Origin of the sequence: Pseudomonas sp. FP198 (genome assembly GCF_030687895.1) — a bacterium.
Taxonomy (GTDB): Bacteria; Pseudomonadota; Gammaproteobacteria; order Pseudomonadales; family Pseudomonadaceae; genus Aquipseudomonas.
Map to the genome: position 1 here is coordinate 2,858,941 of NZ_CP117452.1, position 13,843 is coordinate 2,872,783.

Annotated in this window: 11 protein-coding genes and 1 pseudogene; 1 reads left to right on the forward strand and 11 read right to left on the reverse strand. The window is 63.5% G+C overall.

Annotation, left to right across the window (positions count from 1 at the left end; translation table 11 throughout):
* Positions 1-9: 9 nt before the first annotated feature.
* On the reverse strand, positions 10-1,710 hold the full coding sequence (locus tag PSH78_RS13140) for a diguanylate cyclase (protein ID WP_305501076.1): 1,701 nt from the start codon (positions 1,708-1,710) through the stop codon (positions 10-12).
* Positions 1,711-1,900: 190 nt separating this feature from the next.
* Between PSH78_RS13140 and PSH78_RS13145 the strand changes: the two genes are divergently transcribed.
* A complete protein-coding gene (locus PSH78_RS13145; RefSeq protein WP_305501079.1) occupies positions 1,901-3,592 on the forward strand; it encodes a thiamine pyrophosphate-binding protein in 1,692 nt (563 codons plus the stop codon).
* Positions 3,593-3,619: 27 nt separating this feature from the next.
* Here PSH78_RS13145 and PSH78_RS13150 read toward each other — a convergent pair whose 3' ends face one another.
* The 10 genes and pseudogenes from PSH78_RS13150 to PSH78_RS26635 form a co-directional block, all read right to left on the reverse strand.
* Entirely contained in the window at positions 3,620-4,600 is a 981-nt protein-coding gene (locus tag PSH78_RS13150; RefSeq protein ID WP_305501081.1) for a LysR family transcriptional regulator, read from the reverse strand.
* A gap of 86 nt (positions 4,601-4,686) precedes the next feature.
* Positions 4,687-5,631 (reverse strand): peptidylprolyl isomerase, encoded by a 945-nt coding sequence (locus tag PSH78_RS13155; protein WP_305501083.1) that lies wholly within the window; start codon positions 5,629-5,631, stop codon positions 4,687-4,689.
* Positions 5,628-6,107: a YbjN domain-containing protein gene (locus PSH78_RS13160; RefSeq protein WP_305501085.1), complete on the reverse strand. Its 480-nt coding sequence runs from the start codon at positions 6,105-6,107 to the stop codon at positions 5,628-5,630. Before PSH78_RS13160 ends, PSH78_RS13155 begins: the two co-directional genes overlap by 4 nt.
* A 20-nt stretch (positions 6,108-6,127) precedes the next feature.
* The gene (locus PSH78_RS13165) at positions 6,128-6,784 is read right to left on the reverse strand and encodes a DNA repair protein (protein WP_305501087.1); all 657 of its coding nucleotides are present in this window, start codon (positions 6,782-6,784) and stop codon (positions 6,128-6,130) included.
* A 15-nt stretch (positions 6,785-6,799) separates the two neighbouring features.
* Positions 6,800-8,491 carry a putative porin gene (locus tag PSH78_RS13170; RefSeq protein WP_305501089.1) on the reverse strand — a complete coding sequence of 564 codons (1,692 nt, stop codon included), beginning with the start codon at positions 8,489-8,491 and terminating at the stop codon, positions 6,800-6,802.
* 40 nt (positions 8,492-8,531) lie between these two features.
* Positions 8,532-9,236 carry an energy transducer TonB gene (locus PSH78_RS13175; protein ID WP_305501091.1) on the reverse strand — a complete coding sequence of 235 codons (705 nt, stop codon included), beginning with the start codon at positions 9,234-9,236 and terminating at the stop codon, positions 8,532-8,534.
* A gap of 2 nt (positions 9,237-9,238) precedes the next feature.
* A pseudogene (locus tag PSH78_RS13180) lies at positions 9,239-9,668 on the reverse strand (ExbD/TolR family protein).
* Positions 9,669-9,679: 11 nt separating this feature from the next.
* Positions 9,680-11,479, reverse strand: a complete 1,800-nt coding sequence (locus PSH78_RS13185; protein ID WP_305501093.1) for a DUF2341 domain-containing protein — start codon at positions 11,477-11,479, stop codon at positions 9,680-9,682.
* Positions 11,480-11,496: 17 nt separating this feature from the next.
* Entirely contained in the window at positions 11,497-13,101 is a 1,605-nt protein-coding gene (locus PSH78_RS13190) for a ShlB/FhaC/HecB family hemolysin secretion/activation protein (RefSeq protein ID WP_305501095.1), read from the reverse strand.
* Positions 13,102-13,127: 26 nt separating this feature from the next.
* Positions 13,128-13,730 (reverse strand): transposase, encoded by a 603-nt coding sequence (locus tag PSH78_RS26635; RefSeq protein ID WP_370871120.1) that lies wholly within the window; start codon positions 13,728-13,730, stop codon positions 13,128-13,130.
* Positions 13,731-13,843 lie beyond the last annotated feature (113 nt).

Here is a 13,843-nt window from a genome sequence, read left to right on the forward strand (position 1 = left end):
CTTTGCGGCTCACCTTTTTGACAAGGGCCAGGATTCAACCCGGTTCTTTCCAGAACGCTTGGCCGCGTAAAGCGCCGAGTCAGCGGCTTTCAACAGTGCATTCTGATTGGCCCCGCAGGTTTGTGTGGAGGACACACCGAATGAAGCAGTCGCAGTGAGCGTCTGGCCGTGGTCAACCAGACTCATCTCTTCCAGAGCGACCCGTATGGATTCGGCTCGGGCCACAGCACCTTCGGGCGGACAGTCCGGAAGGATGATGATCAGCTCTTCCCCGCCAAATCGGCAGGCAATGTCGGAGGATCTCAGCGATTGCACGATCAAGGCGGAAGCCGCACGCAGCACGGCGTCGCCTGCCGAGTGGCCGTAAGAGTCATTCAACTGCTTGAAGTTATCGAGGTCGATCATCACGACACTCAGGCACGCCCCGTTGCGCTCGGCGCGCACCAGCTCGCGGTTGAGCGTCTCGTCCATGAAACGGCGGTTGTACAGCCCGGTCAGCGGGTCCTTTATGGACTGGGTTTCCAACACTTGGCGCATGCGGCCATTCGCCAACGCCAGCGCCGTTTGTTCCGCCACGGCTTCAGCGATCTGCAGGCCCTCCTCGGACAGGTCGCGCAAGCCGATTTGACGGATATGCAACAGGCCGAGGATTTCACCGTAAGCCATCAACGGAAGACAGCAATCAGTCACTGGGTCAGTGCCAGACGCTGCTGGGTAATGAGGGCAGCGAAGATCGTGGTTGTGCACCGACAAATGCCAGCGTCCCCGCCTGATCGCCCAGCAATCCTTGGGGTTGAGTATCGCATCGGTGCCCTTTTCCTCGGCCTGTCCCCACGCTGCCGCGTGTTGCAGGACATCAGCCGAGTTGCGATAGAGGAAGAACTCCCCCTCGCTTGCAGGTATCAACTTTTGGCAGTAAGTACTGGCCAACTGAAGCGTTTCCTTCTGGGACAACTCCGTCTGCATCAACCTGGCCATTTCCGCGAGAAGCCCAATCTCGCCATTTCGGCGTTTCAAACGCGCCAGGCTCAGGCTCAATTGATCGCTGGCCAGGTTAGCCGCCACGGCAGACTCCGATTGACGGCGGACACTGCTGCGCATGGACAGGTAGATGAAACGTCCTAACCCCAGGGTAACGATGAAACTGAGGATTGAAATCGCGACCGCCCAGCGAATGTTGCTCAAAAGCTGGCGTTCGAGCGCCACAAGCTCCTCGGTTTCGTCAGCAATGAGCTCCGCACTCAAGGCGCGCACGGTGTCCATCAGTTCCTTGCCGCCACCCGCGGCGATCTCGGCCTCGGCCGCATCATTGCCACTATGGCTGACCAGCTTCACGACCCTGTCCAGGTGGACCATTTTCAGCTCGGCGTGCCGGATGAATGCTTCGACACGCGCAACCTCTTCGGCCGGATCCCCTTGATAGGCACTTCGCAGGCTCTTGATGGCAGGAGGCAAGTGAGACACGGCGACATAGTACGGCTGTAGAAAGTCGTCCTTTTCCGTCAAGGCGTAGCCACGCTCGCCGGTCTCCGCGTCGACCAGCAACCCCTGGACGTTGCGGATTCGGTCGATCTGCGACTCGACCACGTTGCGCTCCAGACGCGTCTCATTGGTCCAGAACAACGTGATCGGCCCCACCGCCGCGGTGACGGCCATGACGGCCGTTGCGGTGGCGGCGGCAAAAAGAAGGCTGGCTTTACGATCAGGCATTGACGATTGCGCTCTTGGATATCAAACGATGTCGGCCTGATGAAGAAAATATGTACCGAAACAGAACCGAAAAACGCTTTATCGCATTACGCAATAGGGCAAGCAAGTCGTATCGCCAGTTTTAGCCGGCATACCGATAGCCACAAAAGCAGGGTAAATTATTTCTTCCAGCCAATTGAGGTTTCGCGCCATGCCCTCAACCCCCTGTGTCCCGTCCAGCATCCGTGGGCAACGCGGCGCGGACCTGTTCGTGGAGGTGCTACGCAGTGAAGGCGTTCGCCATGTCTTCGGCAATCCGGGGACAACCGAGTTGCCGTTGCTCGATGCGCTCTCGGGCGTCCATGACATTCACTACGTGCTCGGCCTCCAGGAAGCCTCCGTCGTGGCGATGGCCGACGGTTATGCGCAAGCGTCCGGGCGTCCTGCTTTCGTCAATCTGCACACGGCCGGTGGGCTTGGCAATGCGATGGGCGCCATCCTGAACGCGAAGATGGCGAACACGCCGTTGGTGATCACCGCGGGCCAGCAAGACACCCGCCATGGGGTGACCGATCCGCTGCTTCACGGTGATCTGGTCAGCCTCGCCCGGCCGAGCGTCAAGTGGGCGGAAGAAATCCAGCATCCGGAACATATCCCGATGCTGCTGCGCCGTGCTCTTCAGGACTGTCGCACAGGGCCGACCGGCCCGGTTTTCCTTTCGCTGCCGATCAACGTGATGGAGCAGCACACGAATACCGGTGCTGGCCAGCCGTCGCGAATCGAACGGGGGGCGGTGACCGCAGCAATCGAGCCATTGGCTGACGCTTTATCGACGGTTACCCCGGGCCGGCTGGCGATGATCGTCGGTGAAGAGGTGTTCCAGTCGAATGCGCAAGGGGAAGCGGTGAGGCTCGCCGAAGCACTCGGCGCGCCGGTGTTCGGGCCCTCCTGGCCCGGGCATATCCCGTTCCCCACCGCTCATCCGCAATGGCTAGGCGCCCTGGCGCCCAAGGCTGCCGACATCAGGCAAACATTCGCTGAATTCGACGCTGTGCTGCTTCTCGGCGGCCACTCGCTGATCAGCTACCAATACTCGGACGGCCCGGCGATTCCTCCTCACTGCCACCTCATTCAGTTGACCGGCGATGGCCACCAACTGGGCAGGGTCCATGAAACGGCGCTGGGATTGATAGGCGACATAAAGCTGTCGTTGCAGCTGCTGCTGCCATTACTGGATAAACAACTGGCCCCGCACAGCCAGGCAATCGCGATGCTGCGAAATGTCGCTGCGCACGAGCGCAATAACCGTCGAGTCGAAGTGGCCGAGCGCGCGCGCCGTGAATTCGATACGCCGGTGACCACGCCTTTCGTGGCGGCCCATGAAGCTGTCCGGGCCATCGGCCCTGACGTCTGGATCGTCGACGAAGCGCCGGTCACCATCCCTCACGTGCGTGCTTGCCTGGATTCACATTCGGCCAGCCAGTACCTGTTTACCCGTAGCGCCATCCTCGGCTGGGGCATGCCGGCGGCTGTCGGTACCTCCCTTGGCCTGGACCGCAGCCCGGTGGTCTGTCTGGTCGGCGATGGCTCGGCGATGTATTCACCCCAAGCGCTGTGGACAGCTGCCCACGAGCGTTTGCCGGTGACTTTCGTGGTCATGAACAATGGCGAATACAACATCCTGAAAAACTACGCGCGTAACCAGGCGCACTACCGCAGTGCCGGCACCAACCAGTTCATCGGCATGGACATCCGCGACCCGGCCATCGACTTCCTGGCCCTCGCTTCTGCCCTGGGGATTGCCTCGCGCAGGGTCGAGCGAGCCAGCGACATTGCCGGGGCGGTCGAGGACGGTATTCGCTCGGGCCGTCCCAATCTCATCGAATTGCCGATCACGGCTTGAAGCTGCTTTGGCGCGAATCCATGTGCTTCAAGCCCGGAACCATTCCCTGCGCTCATCCAGCGTGTGGCGGATCAGTTCGATGAGCATCTGCACCTGCGGCACTGGCCGGGCCTCGGTGCTCACCGCCATCCACAGGTGGCGCTGCATCGGCTGCTCAAACAACCCCGGCAAGGCGAGCAGGCCGCGATCGAAATGGCTCATGTATTGCGGCAACAGGCCAATGCAGGCGCAGCAGCGGATCATTTCCAGCATCAACTCATAGGATTGCACTTGCACCACGCCGGCGCGCCGTTGCTCGACGAGGGTATTCCACGGCGTGAAACTGCCCACCTGGCTGTCGGCCTGCCATTGCACCAACATGTAGTCGTTCAGCTCTTCCAACCGGCGCGGACGACTGGCCGGACGGGAATAACGCTTGGCGATGTGCGGCAGATAGTCCAGCCGCGCCAGCCGCTCCGGCGGCTGTGTCGCAACGCTCGGCCCCGGCGTCGATTCCTGCCCGTCACTCAGCCACAGCACCAAGTCGGCACTGACCGCCTGCAGCGCCAGTTCGCTGTCCAGGGTGATGATTTGCAAGCGCACGCTGGCGTTGCGGCGCAGCAACGAGATCAGGTCACGACCCAGAATGTCATGCAGGATCGACTCGGCCACTGCAAGGCGAATCAGCGGTTGATCGGCCAGCGCTGGCGGATCGTCCTCGCCCAGGGCGAGCAAGCGCGCCTGCAATTGCCGTCCTTCGCGGGTAAGCGCCAGGGTGCTGCCCTGGAAGCTGAACAGCGATCGCTGCAAGCGAGCTTCCAGCTGGGCCAACTGTTTGCGCAGCCAGGTGGCCTTGACGTTCAGGCTGCGGGACGCCTGCATGAAACAGCCGCAACGGGCGCTGACCAGAAAACACTGCGCTACCTGGGGCTCGATGCCAGCGGCCAAGGCCAACCAGGGCTCAGGCGCGCGCAAGGGCGCGCGGTATGCGGTGACAGCCTGGCGTCCTGCGGGCTCTATGAAAGGCATGAGTGACTCCCTGTCATTAGAAAAACGATTAAGCGTGGCGAGGGAGCTTGCTCCCGCTGGACTGCGCAGCAGTCCCGATAAACCAGCTACCGAACCTCCTCCAGCACCTTGCTCAACTGCGCGCCATCAATGCTCAACGTCGCGGTGTCGAGCATGCCGTCCAGGTAGGCCTTGGCGATCTGTTCCTGGCGCTGGGCGCGCAAGGCCTGGGTCAGGCGCTCGCGGACCTCATCCAGAGTCGCTTCCCGCGCCGGTTGCTGCTCGGTGAGCTTGATCACGTGAAAGCCCGCCGCGCTCTGCACCGGGTCCGATACCGCGCCTACCTTCAACCGCGCCACCGCCTCGCGCACCGTCGGCACCAGCTGTTGCAACGGCTGGAAGCCGCTGTCGCCGCCGCGCTCGGCACTGGCGCGGTCCTGGGAATAACGGCTGGCCAGCGCGGCGAATTCAGCCGGCGCGGCCTGAGCCTTTTTGCTCAGCTCCACGGCTTGACGGCGCACCGCCTCGACGGTCTGTGGCTCGGTCGCCGCAAGGAAAATCTGGCTGACCCGGTACAGCGCCGGCGCGGTCCAGTTGGCTTTTCCCGCTTCGTAGGCCTGTTTCAGCTCATCCTCGCTGGGATACCCGGCCGGCACCTGGCTGACCGACTGCAGATAATCGCGAAAGACAATCTGCTCGGTCGCAGCGCGCATCTGGCGTTCGACCTCCGGGCGCTGACGCCAGCCTTGGGCATCGGCCTGCTCCAGCACGGCTTTTTCCGCCAGCCTTGCGCGGATCCAGCCCTCCAGTGCGGCGCGGTTGCCGCGCATCTGCTGGCGAACCTCGGGGGCAAGCGCCGCTAGCAACGCCTTGAGTTCTTCCGGGCTGACCTGCTGGCTGCCCAACCGCGCCAGGCTCGGCGACTCGCTTGTCGCCACGCTGACCGATTGCACCGCCGCCACCGGATCGTTGCCGGGACGCAAGCCGAGGGCAACAGCCACGGCGACCAGGCCTAGCGCTGCGGCACTGATGACAAACGTTGGCTTTTTCACAGTGCGGCGGCCTCCTCCTGCGCGGCTTCAGCGGGCTCGGCGCCGGTGTGCAGGCGGGCGGCGTTCTGGCTGAACTCGCGCAGGTAGACGATGAATTCCTGAAGCAACCGGTCCCACAGTTCCAGGTTGCTGCGCAGGTGCTCGGCGCTGACACCGGCCGCCACAACCACATCCATTTCCATCACCAGGAATTCGCCCTGTACCGACAACCGGGCAAAGCGTCGCGAGGCGTTCCACAGCTCCGCCAGCCCGGCCGGCAATTCACCCTGCACGCGCAAGGCACAGCTGAAGGTGAAGTCCAGGTATTGGCCCGGCGTCGGCGTCGGATTGCCGAAGCGCACGGCATAACCGATGCCCTGGCTGGCGCTGAGCAGTTGCACGATACCGTTCTGCTCGGTTTCGTTAACCCGATAACCTGCAGCTTGCAACACCTCGGTGAGGGACGCGGCGGTGACGTGTTCAATCAATGAAGTCATGTTGGTTCTTCCTTGCGCTATCAATGGGTGATCGAGGCCTGGGGCGCATCGAAACGGTTCTTGTAGAGATCATCGCCAAAACCCTGGGCCAACTCTTCGAAACGTACCCGGGCCTTGCCGGCGAACGGCTGGCGGATCTTCATGATGTCGGTCACGTCGATGGTTTCGTAGGCGTGCAGCAGTTCCTTGGCGACGTCGTACATCTGCTGATTCTTGACCGAACATTGCTGCACTTGTGTGTCACGTTCATGCAACCGGGCTTCGAGGCGGGCCCGTTCGGTTTCCTTGCCCCGGGCCATGACCAGCAGCTCGTCGTAGGCCTTCTTGAACTTGCCGATCTGCTCGTGGCTGGCCGCGACTTGGGCCTGGGCCTGGCTTTGCAGGCTTTCCTGGCGCCCGGCCAGTTGTTCGGCCAGGCCTTGCGCCTTGGCCAGCTCGGCGGTCAGGCGCTTGACCTGCGCCTCCGCTTCCTTGGCGCGGTTTTCCGCCGCCTGGCGGGCGACACTGGCCTGGGCCTGTTCGCTCTGCAACGTCTGCAACTGGGCGGTGGTGCTGCGCAGTTGCGTGCGCAGGCGCTCTTCCAGGCCTTCGCCGTAGGCGCTGCCGATCAATACCGGACTGAGCAGCAGGCCCAGCAGCAACGCGGCAGGACATGGGTTGATGGCTCGCCTTTTCATGAGGCCTCCCGGCGCTTAGAAGCGCGTGTTGATTTCAAGCTGCAAGACATCGATGTCGTACGGCGCGCCGTACACCGCTTCGGAACTCAGCCAGCGCCCGGTGGCGAAGACGTTGCTCGCCAGGCCGTAGTTGCCGCCCAGGAAATAGCCCTTGGCGTTGGTGCCGCCCAAGTGGAACGAGGAATCGTTGAAGCCGTCCGGCAAGGCGTCCGGCTGGATGTACTTGTAGCCGGCGAACATGTTCCAGTCGCCCTGGCGCTTGAGCTCCAGCGAGTTACCCAGGGTGAACTGGAGCATCCAGGCGTTGGCGCCGCTCTCCACCTCTCCGTTCTCATCCAGGTTGTTGGCGAACTGCCCTTCCGAACGTTTGCGCATTTCACCTTCGTCATAACCGAGGTTGTGCACGTAATGCGCCTGGCTGCGCAGCTTCAAGTCTTCCGGCAGATCGGTGTCCCACGCCAGGTTCAGGTCCAGCAGGTTGAACTCCGAGGCCAGGCCGACGTATTGCGGCTGGGGCGTGGCAGACGGATTGAGCGGGTTGGGCGTGATGTCGCGCAGCAGGAACACCGTGTTGCCCTTCTGCATGAACGCCACGCGCGAGCCGTCGGTGTCGCAGCCCGGGTCACCGGCCCACGGCTCGCATGGCGACGAGCGCTGGCCTTCGATGTCGTCGAAGCGGTAATAGGCCAGCGCACCCTTGACGCGGTTGCTGTCGTTGATGGCCCAGTTGGCACCCAGTTGCGCGCCGTACAGCCACTTGTTGTCGCTCTCTTCCTTGTCCGTGCCGTTGCTGGTGCTGGTGTCGTTGGTGTACTCAACCGGGAACGCGCCGACGGTGCCGAACAGGCCGAAGTCCTGGCTGAGCTTGCGGTTGAAAATCGCCGCCACGCCATCGAAGTTCAGGTCGCCGGAGTACAGCAGGTCGGTGGAATAAAACGGATTGGCGATACGCCCGCCGGTCAGGGTCAACTCATCCGAGGGCTTCCAGGTCAGGTAACCCTGGTCGAGCCAGATGTCTTTCTTGCCGAAGCCGCCACCGAGGGTCTGGGTGGTGGACACCGGATTGTTATCCGAGCCGGTGCCGATACGGATGCCCGCGGTCCACTCGGGCGCGATCACCGCCTTCATGCCCAGGCGCGCCCGCAGGCGGAAGAGGTTTTCGCGGTCCTCGCGGGTATTGAGCAAGGGCGGCAGGTTCGAGCTGCTGTTGGGGTTGACGTCATAGGGGCCGCGGTCGTTGAGGCGAGCGAAGTCGACGATCTGGTTGCTGTTGGTGCCCGAGTAGTAGCGCGACTCGTCCCGCAGGCGGATATCGCCATCAAAACTGATGCGCGAGACCCAATCCGGGAAAGTGTTGGGCTGGGCCCAGTTTTCCTTCTTGGCGGTGGCCATGACTTCGGCCTTGACCTGGTCGCGGATCTGCTCACGCACGATGTTCGGCACGTACTGCACCCGCACGTCTCCGGGCGCACCGGCGGGTGCGGCGGCAACGGCAGTGGCAGCCTGACGGGCCTGCACGGCTTCGCGCTCGGCCTGGGCGATCAGGCCATCGGCCTGGTCCTGCTTCAGTACGCCCTGCTGCACCAGCAGGCGGATCAGATTGATCGTGGCGTTTTCCGAAGGCGCCGGGGCTGCCGACGCGTGCCCGGCCAGGCTCAAGACAACCAGGCCGACCGCCCACGACAATCGATTCACATTGGCAATCATCTGCACACAACTCCTGTTGGCAAACTTTCAAGAATTCGGGTTAACCCGGACGCCGTCCCTGCAAGGACAGGCGCACGGGCAAAGTCAGGGAGGCCGGAGGCCGTTCACTCAGATGCGGCGCGGCACGCAGGGCGGCGATCACTTGCTCATCCACCTGCGGGTTGCCGCTGGACTTGACCAGCTCGACACGGGTGATCTCCCCCACCGCGCTGAGCCAGACATCGGCCTGCAGCGAAAACGCCAGGCTGCGCAAGTCAGGGTTCTCCCGCAGCAAGCGCTGAAAGGTGAACGCCAGGAACTGGCTGTAGGTGCCGTTGCCGAGGCGTCCGCCCCCTGCCCCGGCCATGCCGCCGCCCTTGCCCGCACCAATGTTGAAAGCGTCATTGCCGGCCTGGGCGTCACCGTCCATCTGCATCGGGTTGGCCAGGTCATCCACCGGCGACGGCGGCGCTTCTTCCTCGGGCTTGACCTCTTCGGGCTCCGGGGTCGGTTCGGGCTCGGGCACTTTTTCCTCGACCTTGGGTTCCGGCTCCTTGGGTTTTTCCGGGGGCGGCGGCGGTGGCGGCGGCAGCGGGATAATCGTCGGCACCTTCGGCGCTTCACGGCGCACGCCGCTCATGTCGTTGGCCCATTGCCACAGCAGCCACGCCGCCAGGCCAGCCAGCGCCAGGCCGGCGGCCCACTTGAGCAGGCGCAGCGGCGAGCGCTTCACGGGGGGCGGGTTGACGGGAAGTCTGGCGGTCATGATCAGCCCTGGCTCGGTTTGCCGGTCACCAGACCGACTTGGGACAGTTCCAGGCGCCGCAACAGGTCCAGCACTTCGATGACTTTCTGGTACTGCACCGTGGCGTCGCCGCGCACGATCACCGGGAAGTCCGGGCTCTGGGCCTTCTCGATGCGCAGGCGCTCCTCAAGCTCGGCCAGGGTCACCGGGTAGGCATCGAGGAATACCTGGCCGCCGTCATTCACCGAAATCGCCTTGGTCTTGGCCTCCGACAACGACACCGAGGCGCTGGCCTTGGGCAGGTTGATCTGGATGCCCGAAACCTGCGCCGTGGCGGTGAGGATGAACATCACCAGCACCACCATGAGCACATCCATCCACCAGCGGCGTGACGTTGATGCTGTCGACCGCTGCATCATCGTCGTCATCGTGTGACGTATTTACGCTAGCCATGGCGATGCTCCTCAGGCCGGTACGGACGATTGGACGTGATGGTCTCGGCGATGAGCCGCTTCACCGGACTGGCCTTCGCCGTGCATCTCCGCCAGGCGTGTGATGAACTCGTCGACGAACACCCGCATGTCGGCGCTGACTTCCTTGTTGCGGGTGATCAGGCGGTTGTAGCCAAACAGCGCCGGGATCGCGACGAACAGGCCCATGGCGGTGGCCAGCAACGCGGCGGCCATGCCTGGGGCGATGGCGTTGATGTTGACGTCACCCGCCATGGCCGTGCCAAGGAACACCACCATGATCCCCAGCACGGTGCCGAGCAGGCCGATGTACGGGCCGCCGGCGATGGCGTTGGACAGGGTCGAAAGTTTCGAACTCAGCGCCTGGTTTTCGCGGGTGCGCACGCCGTCCATGGAACAGCGGATCGCCTCGATAGTGGCGGCCGAGACGGTCGAGGTGTCGGCGCCCTGCTCGCGGCGGGTACGGATCTCCTTGACCGCCACCAGGTACAGGCGCCAGAGGGACGAGTGTTGCAGGCGCTGGGCAAGTTCCTGGTCGTCGGCGAACATTTCCAGGCGCGTGCCGATCCGGGCGAACTGCTCGCGGAACGCTTCGTTGGCGGCACTGAGACGACTGACCATGCGGTTCTTGCGGATCATGATGACCCACGACTGGAACATCATCAGCACCAGCACGGCGATGATTACCCAGGCGTCCAGCGGCACGGCGTTGAGCAGGAAACCGAGGCTGCCAAAACCGAAGCCGGATTGTTCTTCATCGACACCGTAGGCCACCAGTTTCGATTCGGCGCCCTGGGCGTTGGCATCGGCCAGGAGCAGCGGCGCGGGCCGGGCGACCTTGGACAGGCGCGCCTCGTCCATGGCCCCGCTGAACGGCGCGAAGGTGCCGGCGGCAACGTCTGCTCCCAAGGCGATCGGCGAATTGAACGCCGGCATCGCCAGCGCCAGGCTCGCGGTTTCGCGGCCGTTGACGTACAGCACGACTCGATCACCCGAGGCGGTCAATGCCAAGTGCTGCCATTGGCCGGGGTTCAGCGGCTGGGTCGAGACCGCACGCTGATCATTGATCGCTACGAACGGCACCCCTTGGTTGACCCCAACCAACAGACTGGCGGCAGCTTCGCGACGGGCCAGGACGATTTGCTCGCCGCTGGCCTGGTCCTGGCGCAGCCAGGTGCTGAAGGTGAACGCGGCCCCAGCGGTGTGTTGCAGCGACGGGCTGGCCGGTAGCAACAGTGGCTGGCCGTTGAACTGCAGGGCCCGGCCGATCACGCCGTCGATGCTCACGCCCGCCGCGCCCTGGGCGTTGTTGCCGTAAGCCGTGGTGTCCCGGGGTGGTATGCCGGTGGCGCCATCGAAGTGATACAGCGCGGTGTAGTCCGGATCGAAGGCCAGTTGGCCGCTGGCGGTGGCCGGGGCTTTCTGGTTGCCGTAGTACATCCACAGATCCTGGCGCTGGCCACCCTCCACGTTCGGCACATCGACCCAGATCAGGGCCATGCCCATCAGCGGATCAAAACTCTCGATCTGGTGATTGAGCACGGTCTTGTCGTCGGCACTGACGAAGCGCAGGTCCGAACCATCCTCCTTGACCCCGTCGAAGGTGAAGTTGCCGGTGTGCAGGCGCACCAGCAACGCCGTGCGGCCCAAGGCCTGGGCGATGGCCGCGCCTTGCGGCGTGGTGTCCACCGAAATCTGTTTGCGGTAGTGCCAATCGTCCTGCCACCAGGCGTTGGCGGTCGCCGGAAGCAGCAGCCCCAGGCAGATCAACAGCGGTATGAATAAGCGTTGCATGGACATGACTCCTGGGTTCAAAACGTCGCTTGCAGGTTGAAGTGCAGGCGCGATTCCTGTTTCGTGGTGTTCGGCCCGTCGAGCAGCGGAAAGCCCCAATCGAGGCTCCCGGACAGCCATTTGCTCAGGCTTGCGCGGGTGCCGAGGCCGACGCTGGCGAGGCTGTAGTCGGGATCCTGGTCGGGCAGTTCGTCGCGCAGGTACAGCTGCGCACCCTCGGCGAAGGCATAGAAGCGCCACTCCTGGACATAGCTGCCGAGAAACTTGGCCAGCGACGGCGTGCGCAGCTCCTGGGACAACAGGTAGCCGTCGTCAGCGGTGCGCTCGGCGGCCAGGTAGCCGCGAACCGACGTGGCACCGCCGGCGGAGAACTGTTCGTTGGAGACCAGCGGCCCGGAGGCCAGCTGGAAGGCGGCCTTCGAGGCGGTCTGCCAGTCGTTGCCAAACGTGAAGGTGTAATTGCCGTCGCCCTTGAGCACCGCAAAGCTTGGGCTGGCGCGGTAGCGCTTGTAGTCGAACTCCTCGTCGTCGCTGCCATAACCCAGCAGGCTACGGGTGCCTGCCACCAGGCTCAGGCCCAGGCCCAACTGACTGGTTTCGGTGTAGCGGAAACCGTTGTAGGCGAAGGTGAACGGCGCGTACTTGAGCGGTGCCTTGTCGCTGGCGCCGCCCAGGTTGAGCTCTTCGTCGAAGTCCTTGAAATCCACCCCGACCGAAAAGCTGTTGGCCCATGCGCCACTGGACGGCAGGCTGTAGATCGCCGACACGCCGTAGGAATGGCCCTTGCCCAACACATTGCTGCCGCCGACGGTCGCCACGTTGCTGTCGGACTGGTAGCCGGAGAACTGCACGCTCCAGCGCTCGCTCAGCGGCGCGGTGTAGGAACCCGACCAGACCTTGGCGTTTTCGGTGTCCTGGGGCGCGGTGAAGAAGGTCAGCGAAATGCTGTGGCCCAGTTGCCAGAGGTTGTTGTAGCCGAGGCTGGCGACCGTGCGCAGCTTCTCGGTATCGGCGCTGTAGTCGTTGTTCAGGCCCAGGCTGGCTTGCCAGGGATCCTGGTCCTCGACCTGCAAATCCACGTCCATGGTGCCCGGCCGCTGGCCTTCGCGCACCAGCGGCATGACCTGGCGTCCCGGGGTCTTGTTCAACTGCGCCAGCTCGGTCTGGACCTGGGCGAAGTCCGGCACCTCGCCTTCCTTGAGCGCCGGCACATCTTCGCGGATTTCCACCGGCGAATAGTGCTTGGCACCGACCACCCGCACGCGGCCGATCTTGGTCTCGCTGACTTGCAGGTAGACGATGCCGTCTTCGACTTTCTGCTCCGGCAACTCGACGAACACCGATTGGTAACCGCGAGCCTGATAGACCTTTTGCAGGGCTTCGCGGGCGCCTTCGATGTCATTCAGAGTCTTTTGCGGGCCAAGGAACGGATACACCGCTTCCTCGATCGCGCGAGCATCCAGCACAGTGTTGCCGCGCACGAAGTACTCGTTGACGTCCACCAGGCGAGCCGGCGCCGCTTCGGCTTCCGGCGCTCCTTCTGCCGCGAATGCCGACGGCCCCCCGACCGCCAACAGCAGCCAGCCCCACAGCGCCGGCCGCGATTTGAAAAAATGCTCCACACAACCCCCTGAATTCAAAGTACGGCTCAATTGCTTGCGGTCGATGTCGTGGCGTGCCGGGCCAGCCAGGTGTGCAGCAGCGCAAAGTTCAAGGAGAACTCGGGCATTTGCAGCAAGGCGCCACAGAACACTTCACCGATGATTTTCTGGATAAGCCGCACCGCCCGCGCATCGCCCAGCAGCGTGGCGAGGTCCTTGCTCAGCACGTTGAAGCTCCAGACCTTCTGGTTCAGGTCCAGGCCGACGAACCAGCGGAACAGCAGGTTGTAATTGAGTTGTTCGTAGAGTTGCTGCTCGCTGGGCACCGAATAGAGCAGTTGCAGCAGCAGGATGTGCATGGCCGTCTGCGGCGCGATGAGCATGCCGGCATCGGCGTTGAGGCCCTGCAGCACGTCGCGGTGTTCGGCCAGCAAGTCGTCGATCTGTGGCCGTAACAGCACCAGGGAGTGGCCCTGGGGGATGTAGCTGGACACTTCCTTGAGCGCGCCCTGCCAGTCATCCTGGGAAACGATCCAGACCCACGGCGCACCGTAGCGATACACCGAGACCGGCTGCTTGCGCGCCGCCTCGACGATCTTCGACAGCCGCTGGTCCAGCTCCTGCATGCCCACTTTCGAATAACGTTCCATAGTCCCCATCGCCTCACTCCCGGCTTCGCGCCCCGGCTCCAAACGACCTGAAAGGCCCCCTCGAACACGTCACACAGGCATGACGGGAATGGCGATGTGCTACCGAACTTTTG

Bases quoted from the DNA above. Each gene is read 5' to 3' on its own strand.
- PSH78_RS13140 (WP_305501076.1), bottom strand. From the start codon at position 1,710: ATGCCTGATCGTAAAGCCAGCCTTCTTTTTGCCGCCGCCACCGCAACG.
- PSH78_RS13145 (WP_305501079.1), top strand. From the start codon at position 1,901: ATGCCCTCAACCCCCTGTGTCCCGTCCAGCATCCGTGGGCAACGCGGC.
- PSH78_RS13150 (WP_305501081.1), bottom strand. From the start codon at position 4,600: ATGCCTTTCATAGAGCCCGCAGGACGCCAGGCTGTCACCGCATACCGC.
- PSH78_RS13160 (WP_305501085.1), bottom strand. From the start codon at position 6,107: ATGACTTCATTGATTGAACACGTCACCGCCGCGTCCCTCACCGAGGTG.
- PSH78_RS13165 (WP_305501087.1), bottom strand. From the start codon at position 6,784: ATGAAAAGGCGAGCCATCAACCCATGTCCTGCCGCGTTGCTGCTGGGC.
- PSH78_RS13170 (WP_305501089.1), bottom strand. From the start codon at position 8,491: ATGATTGCCAATGTGAATCGATTGTCGTGGGCGGTCGGCCTGGTTGTC.
- PSH78_RS13175 (WP_305501091.1), bottom strand. From the start codon at position 9,236: ATGACCGCCAGACTTCCCGTCAACCCGCCCCCCGTGAAGCGCTCGCCG.
- PSH78_RS13185 (WP_305501093.1), bottom strand. From the start codon at position 11,479: ATGCAACGCTTATTCATACCGCTGTTGATCTGCCTGGGGCTGCTGCTT.
- PSH78_RS26635 (WP_370871120.1), bottom strand. From the start codon at position 13,730: ATGGAACGTTATTCGAAAGTGGGCATGCAGGAGCTGGACCAGCGGCTG.